The organism is uncultured Desulfovibrio sp. (assembly GCF_902477725.1).
GTDB lineage: Bacteria > Desulfobacterota > Desulfovibrionia > Desulfovibrionales > Desulfovibrionaceae > Desulfovibrio.
Window position 1 is genome coordinate 126824 of the sequence record NZ_CABSIF010000004.1, and the last position, 25449, is coordinate 152272.

Annotated in this window: 26 protein-coding genes and 4 tRNA genes; all 30 read right to left on the reverse strand. The window is 58.2% G+C overall.

Annotated features, from left to right (window positions below):
• Positions 1-100 precede the first annotated feature (100 nt).
• The gene (locus RDK48_RS04545; RefSeq protein WP_298992922.1) at positions 101-607 is read right to left on the reverse strand and encodes a 4Fe-4S dicluster domain-containing protein; all 507 of its coding nucleotides are present in this window, start codon (positions 605-607) and stop codon (positions 101-103) included.
• Between the two features lie 252 nt (positions 608-859).
• Positions 860-1333, reverse strand: a complete 474-nt coding sequence (gene hycI, locus RDK48_RS04550; protein WP_298992920.1) for a hydrogenase maturation peptidase HycI — start codon at positions 1331-1333, stop codon at positions 860-862.
• Entirely contained in the window at positions 1330-1749 is a 420-nt protein-coding gene (locus tag RDK48_RS04555; RefSeq protein WP_298992918.1) for a formate hydrogenlyase maturation HycH family protein, read from the reverse strand. Before RDK48_RS04555 ends, hycI begins: the two co-directional genes overlap by 4 nt.
• Complete coding sequence (locus RDK48_RS04560) at positions 1742-2560, reverse strand: NADH-quinone oxidoreductase subunit B family protein (RefSeq protein WP_240824755.1); 819 nt, start codon at positions 2558-2560, stop codon at positions 1742-1744. The genes RDK48_RS04555 and RDK48_RS04560 overlap by 8 nt, the downstream gene beginning before the upstream one ends.
• A gap of 2 nt (positions 2561-2562) precedes the next feature.
• Positions 2563-3087 (reverse strand): formate hydrogenlyase complex iron-sulfur subunit, encoded by a 525-nt coding sequence (locus RDK48_RS04565; RefSeq protein WP_215647023.1) that lies wholly within the window; start codon positions 3085-3087, stop codon positions 2563-2565.
• Complete coding sequence (locus RDK48_RS04570) at positions 3081-3215, reverse strand: hypothetical protein (protein WP_298992914.1); 135 nt, start codon at positions 3213-3215, stop codon at positions 3081-3083. Before RDK48_RS04570 ends, RDK48_RS04565 begins: the two co-directional genes overlap by 7 nt.
• A gap of 17 nt (positions 3216-3232) precedes the next feature.
• On the reverse strand, positions 3233-4972 hold the full coding sequence (locus tag RDK48_RS04575) for an NADH-quinone oxidoreductase subunit C (protein ID WP_298992912.1): 1740 nt from the start codon (positions 4970-4972) through the stop codon (positions 3233-3235).
• Between the two features lies 1 nt (position 4973).
• Positions 4974-6614 (reverse strand): hydrogenase 4 subunit F, encoded by a 1641-nt coding sequence (locus tag RDK48_RS04580; protein ID WP_298992910.1) that lies wholly within the window; start codon positions 6612-6614, stop codon positions 4974-4976.
• A gap of 3 nt (positions 6615-6617) precedes the next feature.
• Positions 6618-7277 carry a hydrogenase 4 membrane subunit gene (gene hyfE / locus RDK48_RS04585; RefSeq protein ID WP_227117667.1) on the reverse strand — a complete coding sequence of 220 codons (660 nt, stop codon included), beginning with the start codon at positions 7275-7277 and terminating at the stop codon, positions 6618-6620.
• Between the two features lie 2 nt (positions 7278-7279).
• Positions 7280-8776, reverse strand: a complete 1497-nt coding sequence (locus tag RDK48_RS04590) for a hydrogenase 4 subunit D (RefSeq protein WP_298992908.1) — start codon at positions 8774-8776, stop codon at positions 7280-7282.
• A gap of 18 nt (positions 8777-8794) precedes the next feature.
• Positions 8795-9772 (reverse strand): respiratory chain complex I subunit 1 family protein, encoded by a 978-nt coding sequence (locus tag RDK48_RS04595; RefSeq protein ID WP_298992906.1) that lies wholly within the window; start codon positions 9770-9772, stop codon positions 8795-8797.
• A gap of 8 nt (positions 9773-9780) precedes the next feature.
• Positions 9781-11817 carry a hydrogenase 4 subunit B gene (gene hyfB / locus RDK48_RS04600; protein ID WP_298992904.1) on the reverse strand — a complete coding sequence of 679 codons (2037 nt, stop codon included), beginning with the start codon at positions 11815-11817 and terminating at the stop codon, positions 9781-9783.
• Positions 11810-12439 carry a 4Fe-4S dicluster domain-containing protein gene (locus RDK48_RS04605; RefSeq protein WP_298992902.1) on the reverse strand — a complete coding sequence of 210 codons (630 nt, stop codon included), beginning with the start codon at positions 12437-12439 and terminating at the stop codon, positions 11810-11812. Before RDK48_RS04605 ends, hyfB begins: the two co-directional genes overlap by 8 nt.
• A 183-nt stretch (positions 12440-12622) precedes the next feature.
• Complete coding sequence (focA, locus tag RDK48_RS04610) at positions 12623-13513, reverse strand: formate transporter FocA (protein WP_298992901.1); 891 nt, start codon at positions 13511-13513, stop codon at positions 12623-12625.
• Between the two features lie 870 nt (positions 13514-14383).
• On the reverse strand, positions 14384-14764 hold the full coding sequence (gene rplL / locus RDK48_RS04615) for a 50S ribosomal protein L7/L12 (protein WP_298992900.1): 381 nt from the start codon (positions 14762-14764) through the stop codon (positions 14384-14386).
• A gap of 51 nt (positions 14765-14815) precedes the next feature.
• Positions 14816-15340 carry a 50S ribosomal protein L10 gene (rplJ, locus tag RDK48_RS04620; protein ID WP_298992898.1) on the reverse strand — a complete coding sequence of 175 codons (525 nt, stop codon included), beginning with the start codon at positions 15338-15340 and terminating at the stop codon, positions 14816-14818.
• Between the two features lie 168 nt (positions 15341-15508).
• The gene (gene rplA, locus RDK48_RS04625; RefSeq protein ID WP_298992897.1) at positions 15509-16216 is read right to left on the reverse strand and encodes a 50S ribosomal protein L1; all 708 of its coding nucleotides are present in this window, start codon (positions 16214-16216) and stop codon (positions 15509-15511) included.
• Positions 16217-16387: 171 nt separating this feature from the next.
• Positions 16388-16810 carry a 50S ribosomal protein L11 gene (gene rplK, locus RDK48_RS04630; protein WP_022658434.1) on the reverse strand — a complete coding sequence of 141 codons (423 nt, stop codon included), beginning with the start codon at positions 16808-16810 and terminating at the stop codon, positions 16388-16390.
• Positions 16811-16876: 66 nt separating this feature from the next.
• Complete coding sequence (gene nusG, locus RDK48_RS04635; RefSeq protein WP_240824745.1) at positions 16877-17449, reverse strand: transcription termination/antitermination protein NusG; 573 nt, start codon at positions 17447-17449, stop codon at positions 16877-16879.
• An 8-nt stretch (positions 17450-17457) separates the two neighbouring features.
• Entirely contained in the window at positions 17458-17697 is a 240-nt protein-coding gene (gene secE / locus RDK48_RS04640; RefSeq protein ID WP_022658436.1) for a preprotein translocase subunit SecE, read from the reverse strand.
• Positions 17698-17719: 22 nt separating this feature from the next.
• A tRNA-Trp gene (locus RDK48_RS04645) sits at positions 17720-17796 on the reverse strand.
• A gap of 43 nt (positions 17797-17839) precedes the next feature.
• Positions 17840-17989, reverse strand: a complete 150-nt coding sequence (rpmG, locus tag RDK48_RS04650) for a 50S ribosomal protein L33 (protein ID WP_298992896.1) — start codon at positions 17987-17989, stop codon at positions 17840-17842.
• A gap of 3 nt (positions 17990-17992) precedes the next feature.
• Positions 17993-19186, reverse strand: a complete 1194-nt coding sequence (gene tuf / locus RDK48_RS04655; protein WP_298992895.1) for an elongation factor Tu — start codon at positions 19184-19186, stop codon at positions 17993-17995.
• A 213-nt stretch (positions 19187-19399) separates the two neighbouring features.
• A tRNA-Gly gene (locus tag RDK48_RS04660) sits at positions 19400-19475 on the reverse strand.
• A 100-nt stretch (positions 19476-19575) separates the two neighbouring features.
• Positions 19576-19661, reverse strand: a tRNA-Tyr gene (locus tag RDK48_RS04665).
• Between the two features lie 46 nt (positions 19662-19707).
• Positions 19708-19783, reverse strand: a tRNA-Thr gene (locus RDK48_RS04670).
• Positions 19784-19918: 135 nt separating this feature from the next.
• Complete coding sequence (gene prmC, locus RDK48_RS04675) at positions 19919-20785, reverse strand: peptide chain release factor N(5)-glutamine methyltransferase (RefSeq protein WP_298992894.1); 867 nt, start codon at positions 20783-20785, stop codon at positions 19919-19921.
• Positions 20786-20790: 5 nt separating this feature from the next.
• Positions 20791-23391, reverse strand: coding sequence for an endopeptidase La (lon, locus tag RDK48_RS04680; protein ID WP_374042248.1), 2601 nt, complete (start codon positions 23389-23391; stop codon positions 20791-20793).
• A 26-nt stretch (positions 23392-23417) separates the two neighbouring features.
• The gene (locus tag RDK48_RS04685; RefSeq protein WP_298992893.1) at positions 23418-24110 is read right to left on the reverse strand and encodes a RadC family protein; all 693 of its coding nucleotides are present in this window, start codon (positions 24108-24110) and stop codon (positions 23418-23420) included.
• Between the two features lie 186 nt (positions 24111-24296).
• Positions 24297-25340, reverse strand: coding sequence for a DNA polymerase III subunit delta (locus RDK48_RS04690; RefSeq protein WP_298992892.1), 1044 nt, complete (start codon positions 25338-25340; stop codon positions 24297-24299).
• Between the last annotated feature and the right edge of the window lie 109 nt (positions 25341-25449).

Consider the following 25449-nt stretch of genomic DNA (forward strand, 5'->3'; position numbering starts at 1 on the left):
CTTGTATTCATTTTAACAGCGGCGAGCACTCCGCTGCTCTGGCAGGCATGTAGCGCCGCATTTCAAACCGGGGGCAGGTGCCGTAAGCACCAAGGCCCGCTTACTGAAATGCTGCTGTTCCCTCGGGCTGCACTGTTTCATCCTCCACCACAAACAACACATCGGTGGGGCAGGCCCGCACGCAGGAGGGACCTTCGGGCACGCTGGCGCACAGATCACATTTTTGCGCCAGGGCCTTGTGGCTGAATCCCAGCGGTTTGCCGCATACGGTGCGGCGCACCTTGTGACTTGTGACCCGCATGACCCCGTAAGGACAGGCCATGATGCAGGCCTTGCAGCCTATGCACTTATGCCGCAGCACGGTGACGCTCTCACTGTCGGCAACAATGGCTCCGCAGGGGCAGGCCGATGCACAGGGGGCGTCTTCGCACTGTCGGCAGGCAACCGGAGTGCTGATGTCTTCGTGCTTCAGGATGGCGACTCTGGCTTTGAAGTCAGAGGCGGTCATGTCTTCAATACGCAGTTCACTGTGCGCCAGGGCGCAGGCTATCTCACAGGTGCGGCAGCCTATGCAGCGCCCTGGATTGGCCGCTATGCGTTTTTTCATAGAAAGCCCTTGCTTGTTTTACGGCTCGGCGTGGGGCCGGCCAGTATTCGTTAAATTGCAACAAGGATGCCAGTATGTTGCAAAAATGATCTGGCATTCTGTATTGTTACGATTGCTGTAAAAACCGTGTTCGCGCGTGTTCGTCAAAAATGTCGAACTGTCGAATGGCAAACATGTGTGAAATTTATAACAACCACTATTACTCCAGACGGTTAGCTGGGTTTATCCTTTTTCGTCATTTTTGACGAAGTTTCAGGCCAGCCAGGGGATGTCGCCAAGGCCCTCCGCCAGGCCCGCGTGGATACGCTCCACAGCACGTTGCACAGCATCGGTAATCGGCAGGCAAAAGCCCACTTCCTGCGGCTGGATGCCCAGAAACACAACCTGCTCAATCTCCCGTTCCAGTTCGTCCATAATAAAGGAGAGGGGCATGTTGTGGGTGCTGGCTATGCCCATGGAGCGGATGCGTTCCTTATCCACAAAGCGTATTTCACCGGGGGCAAGCTCCAACGTGGCAACGTCCACAATAAGCAGACGCCGGGGCTTCATGGCTTTGACCGCGTAGGTGACGTTTTCGGGCATGGAGCCGCCGTCCACCACAGTCCAGCCCGGCACAGGGCTTGCCTCCATGCGTTCGCACAAAAGCGGACCTGCGCCGTCATCGCCCATGAGGCTGTTGCCCACGGTCAGCACCACGTTGCGGTCTTGTAGGGCGGGGGCTGTCATTCCATCCTCCGGGGCAGCTGCACCATGAAGTAGAGCGCAGGCTCGCGTTGAATGGCGGCCAGTTGCTCCATGAGTACCGCGCTCCAGCCCTTGTACGGCTCTTCCATGCCGGGCATGGCCTCGGCAAAAGCCTTGCCCAGCATGCCCGCATGGTTCGCATCGATATGGATTTCGCCAAAGGTCAGCAATCCGTTCATCTTGCGGCGGGCCTCGCCCTCGGGCAGCAGGCCCACCCATGCTTCATAGGCGTCCCTGGGGCATTCCAGCACTTTGACAAGGCAGTCGATAACCCCCACGTGATGCCCGATGGCAAGGGAGTAGTACATGACCTGCTTGGTGGCGTCAGACTCGGGGAGATCCTTCTGCGTATCCAGAAACTTTCGCCGCAGTGCGTGGAAGCTGACCATCTCAGTCATGGTAGATCCCCTGATCCTGCCCAACGTTCAGGCTGTCGAAAAACACTTCGCGCAGGCGGAAGAGAATTTCCGTCAGGCGGGGGTCTTCGGCATCGCGAATCCATTTTTGCAGATTGGCTTCAAGGGCGGCGGTGCTTCCGGCCTCAAGGCATTGGAAGAACCTGTCGCTGATTTCCCTGCCCTGACGGTAGCCAGCCAGCAGACGCGCTTCGCGTTCAATCCGCACGCGGATGTCGAGCGGGGCATCGGGCAGCAGGGGCGCTGGCGCGGCTGCGCCGGATTCCTCATGATTGCGTTCCTTGAGTTTCTGATCCAGCAGGCCAAGGGCCATGGCAAAGCCATAGATGGTGGCCTGCGGGGTTGGCGGGCAGCCGGGAATGTACACGTCAATGGGCACAATCTTGTCGCTGCCGCCCCACACGGAATACATGTCGTGGAAGATGCCGCCGCTGCACCCGCAGGCACCGTAAGAGACGCATATCTTGGGGTCAGGCGCGTTGTGGAAGGCGCGCAGGGCGGGCATGCGCATGGCGCGGGTAACAGCGCCCGTGAACAGCAGAATATCCGCATGGCGGGGCGAGGGAACCACCTTGATGCCGAAACGCTCGGCATCAAAAATGGACGTGATGGACGCGAAGATTTCAATTTCGCAGCCGTTGCAGCCGCCACAGTCAATGCGGTAGACATAGGCCGAGCGCTGAATGCGCTGCAAAAGCGCACCCTTGAGCGCGGCTATGGAATCCTCAACGCTGACGGGTTCGGTTTTGTAGTGCGAGATACCGGGCGCGTAGGCATAGGGAACGATGGACATGGCTATACCTCCTGCCGGGGCTTGAGGCCGAGGGTCTGCTTGCGCTTGCACTGGGGGCAGGTTTCAAACTGCCGACGCTGGTCGGGGTCTTCTTCTGTAACGCCGTCAGCCTGCATGGTCAGGGCCAGCGCGTAGTCCACCTCTTTTTGCGGGGCAAAGGGGGTGCCGCACTGGCGGCAGTGGCACAGGCTGAAGGTGCAGCGTTCATAAAGGTCGTCTTTGCGCATGACGGCAAGTTCAAACTCCTGCGAGAGGCGCAAGGCCCTGGTGGGGCAAACCTCTTCGCAACGGCCGCAAAAGATGCAGCGTCCGGCGCAGAATTGCCAGGTGCGCACGCCCTTTTCCAGATCGGTTTCGATGGTCAGGGCATTGGGCGGGCAGGCGATGGCGCAGGCCGCACAGGCAATGCAGCGCTTGGGATCATATTCCGGCTTGCCACGGAATGTGGGCGTGAATTCGGCAGGCGCGAAGGGGTACTTGATCGTTACCTCGCCTGCATCACGGACTATTTTGAGTAATTTCAGCATGACAGCGCCTCCTCAAGCATGTTGCGCATGTGCATGGCCGCCGCAGCGGTGCAACCTCGGGCCGCCCATATGACGGGGGCCGTACTGCGCTGCCGCGCGCGGTTCTGGTGAATGTTCGTGGTTTTCATACGCGTTGCCACATGCTTCAGGGCAGAGGTGAATGTTTGCGGTCAATGCCGTACTGCTCAAAGTCTTGATACGACACGGTCTTGGCCTTCTTTTTGCGCACATCCACAAGGGTGACGCGGTCTGTGCAGGAATAGCAGGGGTCAAGGCTGCCGATGATGAGGGCGGCGTCCGAAACCGTATTGCCTCGCAGGGCGTAGCGCAGCACCGGCCAGTTGGCGTAGGTGGCCGCGCGGCAGCGCCAGCGGAAGATCTTCTGGTTGTTGCCGGTCATGCTCCAGTGCACGTCTTCGCCGCGCGGGGCCTCGGTAAAGCCCAGAGCGAACTTGTGGGGCGTGTAAGTGAAGCCTTCAGTCAGCACCGGGCCGCCGGGCATGTTGTCCAGCACGTAGCGGCACTGGGCGATTGAGTCGAACACTTCTTTTACCCGCACAAGCGCGCGGGAAAAGATGTCGCAACCGTCAAAGGAGAAGACGTTGACGGGAATATGGGCGTAGCCTTCAAAGGGATGATCGGCGCGCACATCGCGGGCAAAGCCGCTGCCGCGAATCATGGGGCCAACGGGGCTGTAGTCGCGGGCCACCTTGCGGTCGAGAATGCCCACACCCTTGGTGCGCTGTTCAAAGTTGGTGGTGCTGAGGAGCATGTCCACCAGCTCGGCCACTTCTTTTTCAATGGAATTGAGCAGGGCAGTGGTGGTTTTGCGCGCATCGGCCAGAATATCGTTGCGGATGCCGCCGATAAGGTTGAGCCCGTATGTCTTGCGCGATCCGGTGAGCAGCTCGGCGATGGTCATGGATTTTTCGCGCACGCGGAAGAACTGCTGGAAGCCAGAGTCAAAACCCGTAAAGTGGCAGACAAGGCCGAGGTTCAGCAGATGGCTGTGCAGGCGTTCCGCCTCCAGCAACAGGGTGCGTATCCAGCGGGCGCGCATGGGCACGTTGATGTCCAGGGCGTTTTCCACCGAGTTGGCGTAGGCGATGCTGTGGGCATAGCCGCAGATGCCGCACACGCGTTCGGCCAGAAAGGTGATTTCGTGGTAGCCCATGCGTACTTCCGCAGCTTTTTCCATGCCACGGTGCACATAGAACATGCGGTAGTCGGCATCCACCACGTTTTCGCCGTCAACGAACAGGCGGAAGTGCCCGGGTTCGTCAGAAGTGACGTGCATGGGGCCAACGGGCAGGATGCGGTCTTTCTCGCTGCCCAGCTCGTTGATGAAGTCGTAGGTTTCCGTGTCTGTGGTGGGCGCGGGGCGCTGGCGGTAGTCCATGCAGTCCTTGCGCAGGGGATGCAGGTTGTCCGGCCAGTCATCGGGCAGCACCAGCCGGCGCGCATCGGGCAGGCCCACAGGGGTAAGCCCGTACATGTCGCGGATTTCGCGCTCGCCCCACACGGCGGCGGGCACCCTGGCCGTGACGGAAGGGAATTCCTGCCGGTCAGCGTCCACAAAGGCGCGCACAACTATCCAGCATTTTTCGCCTTCTTCCATGGAAAGGGCGTAGTAGATGGCAAAGCTGCCGTTGAGCGTGCGTTCGTCGTTGCCAAAAACCACCGGCAGCCAGCCGCCCTGATCGTAATAAAGGTAGGAAACAACATCGGGCAGAGCCTCCAGCTTGACCGTGATGGTGAGCTGGTTGCTGGTTTGCCGTTCTTCATCAAGAACAGCATAGGGAAAGCGCTGCCGCACGTTTGCCACATACCCGGCGCCGCGATTGCCGCTGGCGGGGTGTTGGGTCTGTTCCGTGGTCGTGCTCACGTTATATCTCCTGACGGGAAGAAGTTTGCTTTGCGTCTTCGGCTTCCGCTGCATCCGCCGTATCGTGGGATGCGGCGCGTACCATGTCGCGCAGGGCGGGCTGCACCTGGGCTGTGGCGGTATTTTTATCCAGCACGATGCTGGTGGCTGCGTTGAGCATGTTCACCACAGGGGCGGGCGTGCAGGTGCCCATAACAAGCAGCAGGCCCAGCAGCACAGCGGCGGGGATGAGGGTCATGCTGCCCTGTTCGCCTTTTGCGATGGATTTCGGCGCCTGGCCGGAGAGCGTCACCGCCACCAGATGCACCAGCGCACCCAGAGCGACCATGAGCAGTACGGCCAGAACCGCAACCAGATATATATGACCGGCGGTGATGCCGGAAACGACCACCATGAATTCGCTCAGGAACACGCTGAACGGCGGCAGGCCGCCCAGAGCCAGGGTTCCCGCTGCCAGAAACACGGCGGAAACAGGCATGACCTTGAGCATGCCGCGCACGGTGGCCATGTCGCGCGTACCGTACTTGAGCAGCACGTTGCCCGACACGCAGAACACCAGACCCTTGGCAAGGCTGTGGCTGATAACGTGGAACAGGGCGGCAAAGATGCCCAGCGGGCCGCCAAAGCCAAGGCCCACGGCGATGATGCCCATGTTTTCAACACTGCAATAGGCGTAGCGGCGCTTGATGTCGTTTTGCGAGATCATGCTGAACGCGGCCACGAGTATGGAGAGCAGGCCGAAAACCAGCAGCATGTTCTGCGGCACAGCGCTTGAGATGCTGCGGCTGATGAGGATGTAGTAACGCAGGATGACCAGCATGGCCGCCTTGAGCAGCACGGCGGAAAGCAGGGCGCTGGTGGGGCTTGGGGCTTCGCTGTGAGCATCGGGCAGCCATGCGTGCATGGGGAACAGCCCGGCCTTGGTGCCAAAGCCGATCAGCACAAACACAAAGGCCAGGTACATGAGGGTGTGGTCAAGGCCGCCCGCATAGCGGAGGGCTTCGGTCCAGAAGATGGCGTCCGAGGGGTCGAGCCCCTGGGCGGTCATGGCTGCGGAGGCGTTGGAGTACACCAGCACCGTGCCGTAGAGGCCAAAGGCGACGCCCACGGTGCAGATGACAATGTACTTCCAGGCCGCTTCAAGCGAGGAATTCTGCCCGTAAATGCCCACCAGAAAGGCCGAGGCCAGGGTGGTGGCTTCCACGCCAGCCCACATGAGGATCAGGTTGTTGGTGGTAATCACCGAAACCATGGTGAAGATGAACAGGTGGAAAAAACCGTAATAGTTGCAGAGCGTGGGCACGGAGACTTCGCCGTGGTCCACTTCCTGCTTCATGTATCCATAGGAATACAGGCCGGTAATGGTGCCAAGCACGGCCAGCACGGCCAGAAACATGGCTGAAAGGCTGTCGAGGTACAGCCATTTGCCAGCGGCAAAAAGAGCGCCATGCTCATATACACTGCTTACAACGCCATAGGCCGTGACCAGAAGGGCCGCGCAGCCTGCCGTATTGATGATGTTGACAAGCCCGCGTATGCCGCGCCCGCAGAAGGCGCAGGCAAAGCACAGCAGCGACGTGATCAATGGCGCGGCGAGCAGCAGGTAAAAAAGCATGGGGTTGCTGTTGGTCATGACATTCATGGCTCACCCCTTCAGCGCGGAAAGATCATGCGCGCGCAGCGTGTTCATGGTGGTGAAGATGCGGCGCACCATGTAAACCATGATGATAACCGCGAAGATGGCGTCTGTGGAAATGCCTATTTCCACAAGATGCGGGGCCTGGTTGGCCAGCAGGGCCAGGGTCATGTGCGCGCCGTTTTCCATCAGACAATAACCGAATATCTGCTTGATGATGTTGCGCTGCACCACAATACACATAACACCGATCATGAAGTGACCAAGCGATACGGCCAGCACAGGCTCAAGCCCGTGCTGGGTGATGATGGGCACCTGAACCGTGCTCACCACAAAGTGGCACAAGAGCAGCAGAACGGCTGACAGTATGACGACCACAGATGTGGGAATGACCATTCCCTGCGCTTCAGGGTCGCTCATCTTGCCGAGGGCCTTGTACATTATCAGCGGCACAAGGATGACCTTGGTCAGAACAGCGGTTCCGGCCCAGGTGTACAGTTCGTGCGCCTGCATCAGGCCGCCCAGCGCTATGAACGAGAGCACCAGCACGGCAGACTGCACGGCGTACAGCAAGGCGGATGTTGTGGCTTTTTTGCAGGTGACCACCATCAGGGATGTGACCACCAGAAGCCCCGCGAGATTGTTGATGATTATGCTTGAACTCAACATGCTTAGCCTCCGTGGTTCAACCAGTAAACGGCCATGATGCTGGAACAGAACGACATGAAAACAAGGATGGCCAGCACCAGCTTCATGGCGGCGGGCACAGGCTGCGCCTGCGCCACAACCTCAGAGGGTTTGCCGGGAACAGTCTTGCCGAACCAGTAGAGGAACCAGGCAAAGCTGCCCACGGATTCGATCATGACCAGCACCGTCAGCACCAGCACCAGCCAGTGAGTTGAGCCAAGGGCAAAACCGGTGGTGAAGATGGGGTACTTGCTGAAAAAGCCATTGAGCGGCGGCACGCCGGTGATGGCCAGTGCCGCCACGCAAAAGCCCACGCCCAGCAGAGGCAGGCGTGACAGGATTCCCTGCAACTGGGTGAGGGTACGCGTGCCACACGTGTAGCTGAGCGCGCCAGCAACAAGGAAAAACAGGCTCTTGGCAAAAGCGTGGTTGAAGATGTATGCGATCGCGCCAAACAGCAGCACCGTGTTGCGCAGAACAGGGTCCGTGCACAGGGCGGCCAGAGAAATGGCAAAGAAGATGTACGAAAGCTGGGTGATGGTGGAATAGGCCAGCAGCCGCTTCATGTCGGTCTGCGGCAGGTACATGATAAAGCCGTAGATAAGGGTTATCACGGCCATGACCATGCCCACCTGACCCACAACCGGGGGGATGTCCCCGGCGGCCATGACGGCGCGGGCAAAGATGAACACGCCCACCTTGACCATGGATGCCGCGTGCAGGTAGGCGCTCACCGGGGTGGGCGCTTCCATGGCGTCAGGCAGCCACATATGCATGGGAATCTGGGCGGACTTGCCCCAGGCCGCAAAGAGTACGCCGCCCACGACGATGATCTTGGCGGTGTCGCCAAGCCCGGCAATGCCGGAGAGGGCGAAGGAGCCTGTTTCATGGAACAGCCATGCCGCAGCCACATACAGGCCCAGAGCGCCAAGGTGTGTCACCAGCAGGGCCTTCATGGCCGAGCGCAGCGATTTGGGTGTCTGGTAGTAACCGATCAGACCCCACGAGCAGCCACCGGTGATTTCAAAGAACAGCAGCTGGCCAAAGAGGGTGGAGGACAGCGTAAGCCCTGCCATGGCGCCGATAAAGGCCAGCATGATGGCGTAAAAGCGGGTGGTGCCTTCATGCGGATGCTCGCGGTTGCCCTTGGTCAGGTAGGCTGTGGAATACAGCACCACCAGAAAACCGAGAAAAACCACGGCAAAGCAGATGAGCGTGCTTACCCTGTCTACAAGTACGCCGAATATTTCCACTGTGTGCCCAGCCCCGCCAAACATGGCGGAGTTGTAACTCACAAGGTTGAATGTGCAGTTTTCGGGCATACCTGCGTTGACGTATGCCAGGCCAAGGGCCGCGCTGCCTGCCGAAGCGGCAAGGGCAACCACCAGCGCCAGCGCCCGTGCCGCGCGATACGGCAAACAGGCGGCGAGCAACGCGCCGATGAACGGTATCAGGATTGTTGCCAGTGCAATTTTATCCATGACTTCTTCCTCGACGCCCTAGAGCTTGCTGAAGTAAAAGACGAATGCCAGGGCCGCCACGCCGAAACCGGACCAGGTGACGCGCGGGGTAAGCAAAAAGCGCCCGCGTGCAAGGCTGTTTTCGTACAGCGAGGCCAGCACAAAGATGACCAGCAGCTTCAGAACGAATATGACTGTGGCGACCAGCACGGATACAGCGCTCAGACTCTCGGGCGTTACATTGCCAAAGGGCAGAAACACGCTGATGAACACGCTGGCCACAACCGCCTGCTTGAACTTCACGCCAAGGCAGACCATGGCAAGTCCGGGGCCGGAATACTCGGTCAGCGGGCCTTCCTGAAGTTCCTGTTCCGCTTCGGGGTAGTCAAAGGGGATTTTGCCCATTTCAATAAACACGGCAAAGGCGCAGGCCACCATGGCCAATGCCGCCGCCGTGGGCATGGATCCGCCCCAGTTCTGGCGGAATATCTCGCTGATGATGCCAAGGTTGGTCGAACCCGCAATAAGGGCCGCCACCAGCAGGGCCAGCATGAGCACAGGCTCCACCAGCACACCCAGCAGCATTTCGCGGCTTGCGCCCATGCCCGCAAAGGGACTGCCGGAATCAAGCCCGGAAAGGGCAAAGAAAAAGCGGTAGAGGGCAAAAAGGTACAGCAGGGTTATCAGATCTGCCGCGCTCGCCATCTGGGAGCCGGTCACCATCAGCGGCAGCGTCATGGCGATGGCCGCTGCGCTGGCAATGAGCACAAAGGGCATGATGCGGAAAATGATGCCCGACTGCGCAGGGGCCACTTCCTGCCGGGTCATGAGTTTGGCCAGGTCACGGTAGTCCTGCAACACGCCAGCGGCACCCAGAGGGCCAAGGCGCGAGTGCATTCTGGCCCGGATTTTACGCGAAATGCCGGACAGCAGAGGGGCCAGCAAAAGCAGAAGCAAGGTCTGCGCTGCGGCCAGCAGCAAGGATACCGGCCAGGACAAGGATTGCATGGTAAACATGATTCCCCCTAGGCGGCTTTGATGAGAAGCAGCGCGATAAGCGCGATGATGATATACAGGCAGTAGACGCGGAAATCGCCCTGCTGCAGCCGCTGCACACATATGCCGATCTTTTGTACGGCGCGGACGATACGGGCAAGGATGCCGTCGTCCCACATGGGTTCCACACGCCGGGCAGTGCGGATGACCGAGTCAAGCGCGCGCGACATGGCCGGGGCCGGATCAAGCGCCTGACGCAGGCGGTACAGCCCCGCAAATACGTGGCGCAGGCCTTGGGTGAAGCTCCCGGCAGAGAGCGCCATGCGTTCTTCGTAACCATAACCGCAGGCCCAGGGATCGTTTTTGCGGCGCATGGGCAGGCGGTCGGCTTTGCCAGCCATAAAGAGGAGCACGGGCAAAAGCATGCCGCCGAGCAGCAGGAGCATCACCAGCGTGGGCGAAAGCCCGGTGGCGGCATCCACACCGGGAACAAGCACACCCTGGCGCACGGCCTCAAAGTGCTGCTGACCTGCGGCGAGAGAGTCGGCCACGGCGCTGATGACCGGGGCCACGCAGGCCGCGCCCACGCCCAGCACCACGCACAGCGCGGCCAGCCCAAGCATGGAAAGCGTCATGGCAGCGGGAACTTCCGTGGCTTCCGCAGCCTTGGCGCTGCGCGCCTGCCCGCAAAAGCTGATGCCGTAGACCTTTACAAAACACATGGCGGCCAATGCGCCGGTGATGGCCAGCATCACGATTGCCACAGGGCCGAAAAGGCGGGCAATGGCGGATGAATGCTGGCTGATGCTCACAAGGCCCTGATATGTGTACCATTCACTGACAAAACCATTGAGGGGCGGCAGGGCCGAAATGGCCATGCAGCCAACCAGAAAGGCCAGGGCCGTGCGTGGCATGCGTTTGCCAAGGCCGCCCATCTTTTCCATGTCCTTGGTGTGCACCTTGTAGATGATGGCGCCAGCGCCGAGGAACAGCAGGCCCTTGAACACGGCATGGTTCAGCAGGTGATAGAGTGCGCCCAGAAAGCCCAGCGCGGCCAGCAGCGGGTTTTTGAGGGCCAGACCCATGAGGCCCACGCCCACGCCCATGAGGATGATGCCCACGTTTTCAACCGTGTGGTAGGCGAGCAGGCGTTTGATGTCGTGTTCCGCCAAGGCGTACATAACGCCCAGCACGGACGAAACAGCGCCGAAGGTCAGCACCACAACACCCCACCAGACCGGCATATCCACGCCGCCCAGCAGGTCGGCGCCCACCTTGATGATGCCGAACACGCCAATTTTGACCATCACGCCAGACATCATGGCCGAAGCGTGCGAGGGGGCAGCCGGGTGCGCCCGGGGCAGCCAGCCGTGCAGGGGCAGCATGCCCGCTTTTGCGCCAAAGCCGAAAAATGCCAGCAAAAAGGCGATTGATGCCATGAGAGGCGAAATCTGCGCCTGACGGAAGGCCGCAAAATCAAGGCTGTTGTTGGGCGTGTGGCAGTACATGATAAAGAACGATGCCATGATCAGCACAGATCCGGCATGCGCGATGAAAAAGTAGAGCAAGCCAGCGCTGACGGCTTCGCTTTCCTGATCGGCAATGACCAGAAAGTAGGAAGAAAGCGACATGACTTCAAAAAAGATGATGAAGTAAAAGGCGTTGTCCATGACCATCAGCGCCACCATGGAGGCGATGAAGGTGTTCATGAAAAATCCCATGGCAGACGCGCCCTTGCCCTCATATTCCCGCACATAGGCAATGGAATAGATGGAAGCGGCAACCGCCAGCAGGGATATGACGCCCGTCATGAAGGCTCCCAGCATATCCAGCCGCACGGCCAGATGCGCAAAGGGGAACGGCCCTGCGTAAACATGGTTGAGGGCATCTGCACGTTGCAGCAAAAAGGGCAAAACGGCGTACAGCCCAAGTGCGCCGCCAAGCGCACCAAAGAGGCCGTTGATGGTGATGGCGGCCCGCTCGTTGCGGCCCAGCAGCAGGGAAAGCACGCCACCCGCCATGTAGGCCAGCACAGCCCAGAGCAGGATTTCAAGTGGATCACGCATGCTGCACCCCCGACATGGTTATTGCCGCCGGGGCGGCATCATCGCCTTGTTTTTCCTGCTCAAGCGCGGCAACGCGTTTGCTGTTTTGCAGTTCTGCCAGCGTTTTTTCATCCACAAGCTGCAAGGCTGTGGTGGGGCAGGCCTCCACGCAGGCCGGGCGCGAGCGGAAGTAACATTGGTCGCACTTAACGGCGATGGTGCGGCGGCCAACATTCCAGGCCAGAAAAGGAGGCATGGAGTAATTGCTGCCCGGAGCGTCGGCCAGTTCTTCTTCCGGCACGTAATGCTCGTATACTTCCGGGTGCCCGGCTGGTCTGTCGGCAGCGGGGGTGATGGCCCCAAAAGGACAGGCAAGGCCGCACAGTTTGCAACCTATGCAGTTGCTTTCGTTGATGTGCACCGAATGCCCCGTGGCCGTGATGGCGTTCACCGGGCAGACTTTGGCGCAGGGCATGTCTTCGCAATGGCGGCAACTCACAGGCGCTGTGCCGTTGCCGTAGCGCATGACCTCAAGCCGTGGCCTGCTGAGCAGCCCCTGCTGCTCATGCGCTAGCGAACATGCCGCCATGCAGGTGTAGCAGCCGATGCACTTGACCGGGTCCGCAAAAATGAAATGGTTCATAACCTTCCTCGTTACGCAAGGGATCGTGATAATGGCCCCTGTTCAGCAGAATACGTGCCATTATGCACAAACCTAGTATTCATGCGCATTTTGGGGAATATATCTGCCCGCTGCCCGTGCCGCGGGGTATCCATAAAGCCGTGCTCGACACTTTTGACGAAGGGCTTCGACAGCTTCGACATTTTAGCCGATGGTCGGAGACTGCTTTTGCGGCGCAGGCTTGCTGGCAGCCTGATGGTCATCATGACCGTGCTTCAGATAGATGAGCCAGTGGAACAGACCCACAAAAACGCCGCCCCCAAGGATGTTGCCAAGCGTCACAGGAATGAGATTCTTGAAGATGAAGTTCTGCCAGTTGAGCACAGAGGCGATATGCGCGGGATCGGCCAGTTTGGCGGCTACTTCGGGGGGCATCATGTTGCTGCACAATATGCCGATGGGAATCATGAACATGTTCGCCACGCTGTGCTCAAAGCCGCAGGCGATGAAGAGGCCCACAGGGAACAGACAGGCGATCATTTTGTCGAACAGCGAACGCCCGGCGTAGCTCATCCACACGCCCAGGCAGACCATCAGGTTGCACATGGCCCCCAGAAAGACCGCTTCAATGAAGGTGTGGGTGAGTTTGTGCTCTGTGGTGTTGATGTAGAAGAGTGCAATGCTGCCGCCGTTTTCCCACGGATGGCCGCTCAGCAGGATCAGCGCCACAAGAAAGATACTGCCCAAAAAATTACCCGCGTAAACCACGCCCCAGTTGGAGAACATCTGCCCCCAGCTGATCTTGCCGCTGGCGCGGGGGATGAGCGTCATGGTGGTGGAGGTAAAAAGATCCGCGCCCAGAACAACAACCAGCATGAGGCCCAGGCTGAACACCAGCCCCCCAACAATTTTGCCAGCACCTGTTGCATTGGCTATGGCGCAGTAAACAAACCCCAGACCGATAAACACACCAGCCATAACGGCAAGCAGAAAAGCCTTGCGCGCGGGTTTGAGCGCCTTGCCCTCCATGACAGCAGCCGCCTTGTCGCACATCTGATACGGATTCAGCGCTTCGAAGGAGGAAGAGTCAGCCATAGTATTCTCCTTTGCATGGGTTAATTGTTGAGCTTGGGAATTTTTACACATAGTGCAAAGTAGGTGCCAAATAAAATAAAAATATTTCAATATATTATGGTGATATTTTGTACACGCAATTTTGGGCAAATGTGTCGAAGCGCACAATTGAGATCGCAAACAATTATGAGTGCGGGCAAACATACAAATTTTGTATGAAATTATGTAAAGCAAGGAAGTTACGAAGATGGCGGAGCTGAATTACACAGAGATATGCATCACAGGTTCAGGCAGAGGCAATGACAATGTCGTGAATCTTGGTGCAAACGTGGTAGGACTTTGAGAATGGATTGCGGCGTAGCTGCCCGCGCTAGGGAGGTTCTACAGCAGCTCTGTCAGCTCGGAGGCGACGTGCTCGTGATGTCCTGACTGCCAATCTGGAGTGAAAATACTGTCTGAGCGTTGAATGCTGGATGGCATATTCAGATTTCGGCAGGCAAGCGAATAAAAAACTCGAAGCTGGATTTGTGGCAGCAAATATTCAGTAATGCGGCATCAGCAACTGCGAGAGCCACATGTGGAAGAATTTATGTGATGGGACGCGTTCCAGCGGCGATATTTTGTAGGTACTCACTGAGGGGGAATGACTGGGAACTGACACAAAAACAGAAGGATAACTGCATTTGCGTGGAGGGGATTACTTGGATGCCCATCCTGGTTTGCTGGTGCCTATACTGAGCAGGGAAACAGGGCTGTTTGGGAGGTATGCCTTGAAGGGGACTGAGCTTGGCAGACATCAGGGCATAGGTGAGGCAACTCTAGCGCTTGTCAAAAGCAATAAAAAAGGCGGAACCCTAAGGTTCCGCCTCAAAAGCACGGTATTAACCGAACTTACTTCACTTCGACGGTGGCGCCGGCTTCGGTCAGCTGCTTCTTGGCGTCTTCAGCTTCTTCCTTGGACACGCCTTCCTTCAGGGTAGCAGGGGCGCCGTCAACCTTTTCCTTGGCTTCTTTGAGGCCCAGGCTGGTCAGAGCGCGCACAACCTTGATGACGCCGATCTTGTTGGCGCCAGCTTCCTTCAGGATAACGTCGAACTCGGTCTTTTCTTCAGCGGCTTCAGCAGCGGCAGCGGGGGCAGCCATCATCATGGCGGCGGCAGGCGCAGCGGCGGAAACGCCGAACTTTTCTTCGAGTTCCTTGATGAACTCAGAAAGTTCGAGAACGGTCATATTGGAGATAAATTCAACAACTTCTTCTTTGGTAACGGCCATGATAAGTCTCCTGATCTTTGGCTTTAGTGCAAATAATTCGATGGTTGCTTGCTATGCGGCGTTGGATTTCTGATCTTCGATGCCCTTGAGGGCATAAAGCAGACCACGCACCACGTTGGCGAACAGCGAAACAAAGTTGGTGGGCACGGCGTTCATGGTGCCGAGCAACTGACCGAGGAGCTGTTCCCTTCCGGGCAGCTTGGCCAGTGCGTCAATCTGGGCGGCATCCATAGCCTTGCCGTCCAGGCTGGCGCAGCGAAGCTCAAAGAGCTTGCTTTGCTTGGCAAAATCGCTGAGCGCCTTGGCCACCGCCACGGGGTCATCGAACCCAAAGGCTACGCCGCAGTTATCATGGAAATTATCCTTGATAGCGTTGTGCGTACCGTCGGTCAGAGCAATACGGGCAAGCGTGTTTTTAACGACGAGATATTCGCCGCCTGCATTACGCAGAGAAACGCGCAGGTTCGTCAGCTCTTCCACCGTCATGCCCTTGAAGTCCGTGATAACCGCAAAAGAAGCCTTGTCGGCGCGGGCCTTAACGGCTTCAATAATTACGGCTTTTCCAGACCTGTTCACGTGATACCTCTCACGTTCGGGGTTGCCAGGTGGAATGCCGAGCCAAAGAAGAAGTGTCTGGACAGGGTATTAAGAGCTTGCGCCCACCTGTCGTCTTCGACTCGAATTCCGTATCCTTAGACAGATTGTGGGCGCACTGACATACAGCGCGCCCACAGCCTTGAGAGCTTAGCCCTCAAGAAATTTTTTAACCTGAGTCATGTCAACCTTGAAGCCAGGGCCCATGGTGGTGGACACTGCCATGGAGAGCATGTAGCTGCCCTTGGCGGCGGAAGGCTTAAGGCGGTTCACGGCGTCAAGCAGGGCCTTGAGGTTGCCCAGAATCTTTTCGGGGCCAAAGGAGACCTTGCCAAGGGGGGCATGCAGCACGCCAGCCTTGTCAACCTTGAAGTCCACGCGACCGGCCTTAAGTTCGGTAACGGCCTTGGTCACATCAAAGGTGACGGAGCCGGTCTTGGCGTTGGGCATAAGGCCACGGGGGCCAAGCACGCGACCGATCTGGCCCACAAGAGCCATAACGTCGGGGGTAGCCACGGCGGCGTCAAATTCGAGCCAGCCTTCCTTGACCTTGGCGACCAGATCTTCGGCACCCACAACATCTGCACCGGCTTCACGGGCTTCTGCCTGCTTCTCGCCCTTACAGAACACGGCCACGCGAACGGTCTTGCCAAGCCCATGGGGCAGGGTCACAGCGCCGCGAACCATCTGGTCGGAATATTTGGGGTCAACGCCAAGGCGCACGGCCACGTCAACAGTTTCGTCAAATTTGGCAAAGGAAGCACCAAGCGATTTGCTGATGGCGTCTTCAATGCTGAAGCGGTCCTGAAGGTTGCTGCCTTCAAGCGCCTTGCGGAAATTCTTGCCATGTCTGGGCATGAGATAATCCTTTCGTTTTGCATCTCCTGCCGTACTTTGTCTTGCGCAAAGACGGCAGTACAATTGATTTCAACGATGGCTGCCAAGCATATTAAAGCTTTTGCAGCCGTAAGACCAATGTGCCGTATATGCAACGAGCGCCCTTGGGCGCTCACGGCTTTAAAATGGGCCTTACTTTACGTCAATGCCCATGCTGCGAGCGGTACCAGCGATGGACTTCACCGCAGACTCAATGCTTGCAGCATTCAGATCGGGCAGCTTCAGCTTGGCGATTTCTTCAATCTGCGCCATGCTCAGGCTACCAACCTTGTTACGGTTGGGTTCGCCGGAACCCTTTTCGATCTTGGCGGCTTTCATGATCAGCACCGAGGCCGGGGGGGTCTTGGTAATGAAGGTGAAAGAGCGGTCGGCGTACACGGTGATGACCACAGGAATGATCGTGCCCTTCTGTTCCATGGTGCGGGCATTGAATTCCTTGCAGAAACCCATGATGTTCAGGCCGTGCTGACCGAGGGCAGGACCAACCGGCGGCGAGGGGTTAGCCGCGCCAGCGGGGATCTGCAGTTTAATTTTGGCAACTTCTTTCTTGGCCATTTGAGTTATCCTTCATCGCTGCTCGCGCAGTTCAAGGCAAAGCCCTGTCGCGCGGGGGGCAAGTCATTAACCTTTGGATACCTGCACGAAATCCAGTTCCACAGGGGTCTGACGACCAAAAATGGAAACGGAAACGCGCAGTTTCCCCTTGTCGTAGTTGACGTCTTCCACAACGCCATTGAAGCCGCCAAACGGCCCTTCAATAACGCGTACTTCGTCGCCGCGGTCAAAGTTAAACTTGGGCCTTGGCGTTTCCTGGCGAGACTCCATCAGGGTGAGAATGCGCTGTGCTTCACTCTCACGCATTGGGGTAGGACGGTTTTTGCCGCCCACAAAGCCGGTGACCTTGGGGATGGACTGTACCAGATGCCAGGAAAGATCCGTCATGGTCATACGCACCATGACATACCCGGGATAGAACTTGCGCGTAGAGGTGCGCTGCTGTCCACCCTTGGTAGGTTCAATAACCTTTTCAGTGGGGACAACAACTTCCTCAATAAGCCCTTCATCCTGCCCGGTGCGGCGCAACTCGTTAATGGTCTTCTGCACACGCTGCTCGAAACCTGAGTAGGTGTGCACGATGTACCAGCGAGCCTTTTTGCAGAGCTCGGAAGTTTCGTCGATAACAGGGTCTTTCATATCGGCCTTCAGGACAATAGGGTCTTGATCAGGGAAGACAGACCAAAGTCCACCAGCCCCAGGATGACAGCCATCACGGCTACAAAGCCCAAAACGGCCAAGGTGGCTTTGCGCGTTTCCTGCAACGTAGGCCAGGTGACCTTGCGCAATTCGGCCTTGGCGTCCTCAACGTAGCGAGTAAACCGTACGACTGGATTCGGGCCTTTGTCCGCCTTAAGGTCGGCAGCTTGAGCTTGTTTTTTTGCCATGGTGTAATCCGGAGATAAAAAATGGCAGGGCAGGAGGGATTCGAACCCCCAACATGCGGTTTTGGAGACCGCCGCTCTAGCCGTTAGAGCTACTGCCCTGCACACCGTCCGGGGGGCTTATCGCCCCCCGGCGGAAGTTTATTTACCTGGTTTCGCGATGCAATGTGTGCTTCTTATCCCAGGGACAATACTTTTTCATTTCCAGCCGACCGGTAGTGTTTTTCTTGTTCTTCCGGGTGCTGTAGTTGCGGCGCTTGCACTCGGTGCAGGCCAGTATGATATTAATTCGCATATACTACTCGATGATTTCAGTCACCACGCCGGAGCCAACGGTGCGGCCGCCTTCACGAATGGCGAAGCGCAAACCGGATTCCATGGCGATGGGGGCGATGAGTTCAACGATAAACTGGGAGTTATCGCCAGGCATAACCATTTCCACGCCTTCGGGCAGGTTGATGATGCCGGTGATGTCAGTGGTACGGAAGTAGAACTGAGGACGGTAGCCAGAGAAGAACGGGGTATGACGGCCACCTTCTTCCTTGGAGAGAACGTACACTTCAGCCTTGAACTTCTTGTGGGGCGTGATGCTCTTGGGAGCGGCAAGAACCTGGCCGCGTTCCACGTCGTCACGCTTGGTGCCGCGAAGCAGGGCGCCGATGTTGTCGCCAGCCTGACCCTGGTCAAGCAGCTTGCGGAACATTTCCACGCCGGTGCAGATGGTCTTCTGGGTGGGCTTGATACCCACGATTTCCACTTCGTCGCTGACCTTCAGAATACCGCGTTCCACACGACCGGTAACAACAGTACCACGGCCAGAGATGGAGAACACGTCTTCGATGGGCATCAGGAAGGGCTTGTCGATGTCGCGCTGCGGTTCGGGGATGAAATCGTCGCAAGCCTGCAGAAGGTCAAGAATGCACTTGGCTTCGGGCGCGTCGGGGTTATCGCATTCCAGAGCCTTGAGGGCGGAACCGCGGATAACCGGAACGTCATCGCCGGGGAAGTCGTAGCTGGAGAGCAGTTCGCGAACTTCAAGTTCCACGAGTTCCAGCAGTTCTTCGTCGTCAACCAGGTCGCACTTGTTCAGGAACACCACGAGCTGGGGCACGCCGACCTGACGGGCAAGCAGGATGTGCTCACGGGTCTGGGGCATGGGGCCGTCGGTGGCGGCCACAACGATGATACCGCCGTCCATCTGAGCAGCGCCGGTGATCATGTTCTTGATGTAGTCGGCGTGGCCGGGGCAGTCAACGTGGGCGTAGTGGCGGTTGGCCGTTTCGTATTCCACGTGGGCGGTCGAAATGGTGATGCCGCGTTCCTTTTCTTCGGGGGCCTTGTCGATTTCGTCATACGAAATGAACTTGCCCGAACCCTTCAGGCCGGCGATCTTGGTGATGGCGGCGGTAAGGGTGGTCTTGCCATGGTCGATGTGGCCGATAGTGCCAATGTTTACATGGGGCTTTTTGCGTTCAAATTTTTCCTTGCCCATTGTACGTCTCCCTGGAGAAAAAAATGTTTGCGTTTTACCTGCGTTACTAAATTCTATTGAATTCGTAGAGCTGTAACGCCTGCTCCTCGCGTAACGGCTGCGGCAGTGGGATGTTCCGTTGGGCGGCCCGCTATCCGCATTCAGTCCCTGGACACCAGGGAACGTGCATTGGCGGACAAGATGACTGAGGGGAGGCGGATTCAGGCAGGATTTTGGAGCGGGAAACGGGATTCGAACCCGCGACCCTCAGCTTGGAAGGCTGATGCTCTAGCCGTTGAGCTATTCCCGCACGCTACCGTAGTTCCCCGACAGGCTTCCTGTCTCCTACAGCCAAGGCAGTTTATTCAAGCCAGCCACCAACCGTCCAGTATTTGGCGACGGAAAAGTGGTGGTGGAGGGGGGTGGATTTGAACCACCGAAGTCTTACGACGACAGATTTACAGTCTGTTCCCTTTGGCCACTCGGGAACCCCTCCAGACTTGCCGAAAAGTCGGAAAGTCCGACCTTCGTTCAGCTTCTTGTGGAGCTGGCGATGGGACTCGAACCCGCAACCTGCTGATTACAAATCAGCTGCTCTGCCAGTTGAGCTACGCCAGCGGCAACACAGCTTATTAGCGATTTTCACTCTGCTTGGCAAGCAAAAAATTCGCTTTGGCTCAAATTTTTTCAAATTACAGTGAGCCGTGTTGCTTTTTACCGTTTTTTGCGCTTTTGCGCGGAAACGATTTGGCCTTATAGCCCTTTCCTCGCCAATGTGCAACGGTTAAGTTGGGCAATATCCCGTTTATTTTCAATTTTTTTGAAAATTCCTGTGTCAGTCAACAGATCGCGCACGGCATCCGCCTGATTTGCGCCGTGTTCCAGCAAAACCCAACCGCCATTTTGCAATGCAATCGCGGCTGCATCCACGGCAGCTTTCAGATGGAACAGGCCGTTGTTTTCAGAAAACAGGGCACTGTGCGGTTCGTTGTGCAGCACCTCATCCATAACCATGTGCCGCTCTGCATCAGCTATATATGGCGGATTGCTCACAAGCAGACGCAGCGATTCCGGCTTGAGCGGCGGGGTACGCATGTCTGCCCGCAGCGCCGTGATGCGGCTGTCCACACAGTGCCGCTCCGCATTTTGCGCGGCAACGGCAATGGCATTGGGGCAGATATCCAGCAGAATACCACGCCAGCCGTGGCGCTCCGCCGCCAGAGTGATGCCGATGCAGCCCGTGCCAGTGCCCAGATCAGCAAAGCTGAGGCGCTCTTCCGGCAGCAGCTCCAGAGCATTGTCCACAATGAGTTCCGTTTCTGGTCTAGGGATGAGAGTGTGTGGCGTAACCGCAAAGTCGCGGCCATAAAATTCCTTGCGCCCGATGATTTGGGCCAGGGGTTGCCCCGTGGCCCGGCAGGCAACCAGCGCCAGAAACGCATTTTCTTCACTGGCAGTCAGCTCCCGCCCGGCCTCAAGAATGCAAAACAGGCGGGCAGAGCCGGAAGGATCGCCCTTGAACGTTTCGCGCGCCAGCACTTCTGCGCAAAGGCGGGGGCTGTCCACCCCCGCCTTTGTCAGTTGCTCAGTTGCGTTATCTATACATTGCTTGAGGCGCACGAATGTCAGGCTCCGGCTTCTGCGGGGCGCTTGGGCTTTCTGGCGCCAGCGGTTTTGCCTGTTTCCGTTCCCTTGGCAGCTACGCCTGTTGATTCTTCCACCTTGCTTTTGCCGCCCTTGCCCGTTGTGGAACTGCCGCGCCCGCCCTTGGTTTCAAACACGATGGGCAGCAGCTCGTCATAATGGTGCACAGGGTGCACGGTGATGCGCTTGAGCAGCTCCTTGGGCACATCCTCGAGGTCTTTGACGTTCTGGTGCGGGATGACCACATGCTTGAGGCCGCGCGTTACGCCCGCAAGGATTTTTTCCTTGATGCCGCCCACAGGCAGCACCCGGCCTTGCAGGGTGATCTCGCCGGTCATGCACAGGTCTGCGCGCACACGCCGCCCGCTCAGGGCGGAGATGAGGGCTGTGGTCAGCGTAACGCCAGCCGAAGGCCCGTCCTTGGGCGTCGCGCCCGCAGGCACGTGTACGTGCAGGTCGTATTGCGACACAAAGCCGGGGTCAACGCCAAGCTCTTCTGCGCGGCTGCGGATGTAGCTCAAGGCCGCCTGGGCGCTTTCCTTCATCACATCGCCAAGCTGCCCGGTGAGGGTAAGGCCGCCCTTGCCCTTCATGACCGTGGCTTCAACCGTCAGCACTTCACCACCAGCAGGCGTCCAGGCCAGGCCCAGAGCCATGCCGGGCATGAGCTTCTTTTCCATTTCATCTTCAATAAAGCGGGGCGCGCCCAGCAGCTTTTCCACATCGGGCACATCAACCATAAAGGGCGGTTTTTTGCCCTCGGCCTTGCGGCGGGCCAGTTTGCGGCAGATGGAGGAAAGCTCGCGTTCAAGGTTGCGCAATCCGGCTTCGCGTGTGTATTCGCGGATGATCTTTTCCAGGGCTTCTTCCGTCAGTTCCACATCCTTGGGTGCAAGGCCGTTGTCTTCCACCTTCTTGGGCAGCAGATGTTTGCGGGCGATCTGGGCCTTTTCCTGCAAGGTGTAACCGGGCAGGGAAATGACTTCCATACGGTCGCGCAGGGCCGCCGGGATAGTTTCCAGATGGTTGGCCGTGCAGAGGAACATAACCTTTGAAAGATCAAAGGGCACGTTCAGGTAGTGGTCGCTGAAAGTGTAGTTCTGTTCCGGATCAAGCACTTCCAGCAGGGCGGATGAGGGATCGCCCCTGAAATCCGCGCCCAGCTTGTCCACTTCGTCCAGCACGATAACGGGGTTGCGCGTACCGGCCTGCTTGAGGGCCTGAATGATGCGCCCCGGCATGGCACCGATGTAGGTGCGCCGATGCCCGCGTATTTCCGCCTCATCGTGCATGCCGCCCAGCGAAAGCCGCTGGAATTTGCGGCCCAGCGCCCGCGCAATGGAGCGCCCAAGCGAGGTTTTGCCCACGCCGGGAGGGCCCGCAAAGCAGAGGATCGGCCCCTTGGACTGCGGATTGAGTTTGCGCACGCTCAAAAATTCAAGGATGCGGTCCTTGATTTTGTCGAGCCCGCAGTGGTCGTCGTCAAGAATTTCCTTGGCGTGGACAATATCCAGCCTGTCGCGCGAGAGTTTTTTCCACGGTAGTTCCACCAGCCAGTCAAGGTAGGTGCGCACCACGTTGGCCTCGGAAGAATCGGCGTGCATGCCCGAAAGGCGGCGCAGCTGCTTGTCGGCTTCCTTGCGCACGTCCTTGGGCAGGCCTGCTTTTTCAAGGGCCTGCTTGAGGTTTTCAAGGTCTTCCTCGCCGTCTTCGCCTTTGTCGCCAAGTTCAGTGCGGATAGCCTTGAGCTGCTCGCGCAAAAAGTAATCCTTCTGCGCCTTGTCCATGCCCTCGCGGGCCGAACTCTGGATGCGAGCCTGCACGGTGGCGACTTCCACCTCGCGCTGCAACTGGGTGTTGACCAGCATGAGACGGTCAATGGGATTCTCCGCCTCGAGAATGCGCTGTGCATCGGCGGTTTTCATGCGCATATTTGCGGCGATAAGGTCGGCCAGGCGGCCCGGATCGTCCACGCCCTGCAAGACAGCAAGCACGTCTGGCGAGGAAAGACCGCGCAATGTCAGCACCTTTTCGCTCTGCTCGCGCACGGAGCGCAACAGGGCCTCCACAGTGGCGTCCACCACAGGGATTTGCTCGGGCAGGGTTTCGATGCGCGCTTCAAGGAAGGGCTCCACCTGACGGTAGCCCGTAACCCGTGCTCGGCTGACGCCCTGCACAAGAATTTTCACCCGCGAATCGGGCATCTTGAGCATGCGCATGACCTGCACCACGGTGCCAACCTCGTAGAGGTCTTCTGGCTTGGGATCTTCGGTGGATTCTTCTTTCTGCGCGCACACAAGCAGATGCCGCCCGTTCTTCAGGGCTGCGTCCACGGCCTGCACGGATTTGTCGCGCCCGATAAAGAGCGGCAGGATCATATAGTTGAAGATAACCACATCGCGCACTGGCAACACGGGCAGCGTGTCGGGAATGCTCTGCGCCGCCGTATTGAGGCTGCCCTCGTGATCCAGTGTTTCGGGCGCGTTCATTTCCGCCTTGTCCGTTTCGCTGTCGATGGCAGGTTCTGCCTCAGCGGGCCCTTCCTGATGCAGCAAAATGTCTTTTTCATTGATGTCAGCCATATATATTCTCCCCGACTGCTTTCGATTCAAATGCGTTGCGATTGCGTTATGCTGTAGCAGTCTCCATCAGTAACGATGACGTGATCCAGAAAGCGCAGCCCCATGCGGGGCGCCAGTCTTTGCAGTTCTTCTGTCAGCAGGCGGTCTTCCTGCGAAGGCCCCGGGTTGCCGCCGGGGTGGTTGTGTACCAGAATTATGCCGCTTGCCTTTCGGAACAGGGCCGCTTCAAGAACGTCCCTTGGGTAGATTGAAACTTCTGCAATGCCGCCTTTGCGCAGACGCTCCCAGGCCATAAGGCGGTTGCGCCTGTCTACCAGCGCCAGCCAGCATTCCTCGTGGGGGCTTGTGCCAAGCCGGGCCTGTGCCATGCGGGCCACGGCCTCCGGGGTTGCCAGAACTTCCTTTTGCCGCAGCTCTGCTGCGGCGTAGCGCGCCCGCGTTTCGCTCAAAACCCGCCATAAGGCCAGCAAGCCCGGCCCGAAACCAGGCACCTGCAATAACTCTTCGGGCCTTGCGTCCAGCGCCCCGCGAATGCTGCCAAACTTCTGTATCAGTTCCTTGGCGAGGGGCTTTGTGTCCTTGCGGGTCAAACCATAGCCCATCAGCAGCTCCAGCACTTCATAATCCGCCACTGCTGTGGGTTCCAGTTCCAGTCTTTGCCGCAGCCGTTCGCGATGCCCAAGGCTTGTGGGCGGGGTGGATGTTGGCTTTGCTGTCATAAAATAAGCAGTCTTGGAGGTTGCGCAAGGGGGCGGGCGGATAAAGGCGCATGCATCCCGCAAATCCTTAGCCGTTTTTTACGTGAGCGAAAATGATAAATGCAGGCCGCAATGAAATATGGGCAGCAATAAACGCACTTGCGCCGCTCAAGGCTGGCGCGGGAATGTTCTGCCCGGCGGATTGCGTCAGGCGCGGGTGCGGCCTGCGGCAAACAGGTCTGTCATGCGGGCCGCTAGATAGTCCAGGCTCTGGCTTGGCGATCGGCGGCCGCTCTTTACCTGCAACTCCGCATCCATAACAGTGGACATGCACTCCGCAAGCACTGCGGGGCCGAGCCGGGTTGCCAACTGTTTTTTGAAGGCGGCCTCGTTGGGATGCACGCGCACCTTTTCCCCTGCCCACAGTTGCCAGAGCAGGCGCAACTCGCGCGCCAGCAGGGCCAGCAAAGAAAACAGCAGGCTGTCGCCGTCCTGGCTGCGCGAAAGTTCTTTCCACACGGCGGTGAGGTTGCCCGCCTCCATGTGCCGGATGCAGTCAAAGACGTTGCACTCTGGATTCCACGAAGCCGTGGCGGTCATGGCCAGGGTAATGGTGCCCTGGTCGGGAACCTGATCCGCCCCGTGAGAATCTGCCTGTGATTTCTCCCGGGCAGCATCCTGCGCGGTATTGCGCAGCAGTTGCAGCTTGATCAGCTCATTTTCAATGGCCATGGCATCGGGCGGCACAGAGGCGCAGAACTGCTCCAGGGCGTCCTGTTCAAAGCGCAGTCCCATCTCGTGCGAGCGTTGCAACACGTGCTTTTTGACCGCTCGTTCGTTGAGGCCGTCCTGCCGCCATATCCAGCCCTGCTGATCGGCAAAGGCCATGCAGCGCAACTTGGCAATATGCGCGGGAATTTTGGGCTGACCTTTGTCCCAGGCCACTTCCATACAAAAAAAGGGCCAGCACTGTTCTGAGGGCCGGGCCAGCGCATGCGAAACCTTTTTCCACACCGCTGCGGGCCACAGGTTGGCCTGCCGCACTACCAGCACACGCGGCGCGCCGAACAGGCCTTGCAGCGTAAGCTGCTCCCAGAAGCGCGGCGAGGGTTCCTCGTCGCCCCAGTAGACGTGCCGTTCCCACTGTCCGCTGGCGGGCGGAAAGGAAGAAAGCAGCTGCTCCATGCGCGCGCGCAGCAACTGCCCGTCAGGGCATACAAGAAAACTGAATCCGGGATGTGCCGCGCTCATGATATTCCGTGGTTCTGAAAATTGATAAAAAAAAGACTGCCGTAGCAGCCTTGGGATAAATCCCGCCCGGAATAAAACCCGCCTCGGAATAAATTCCGTAAATTCAGGT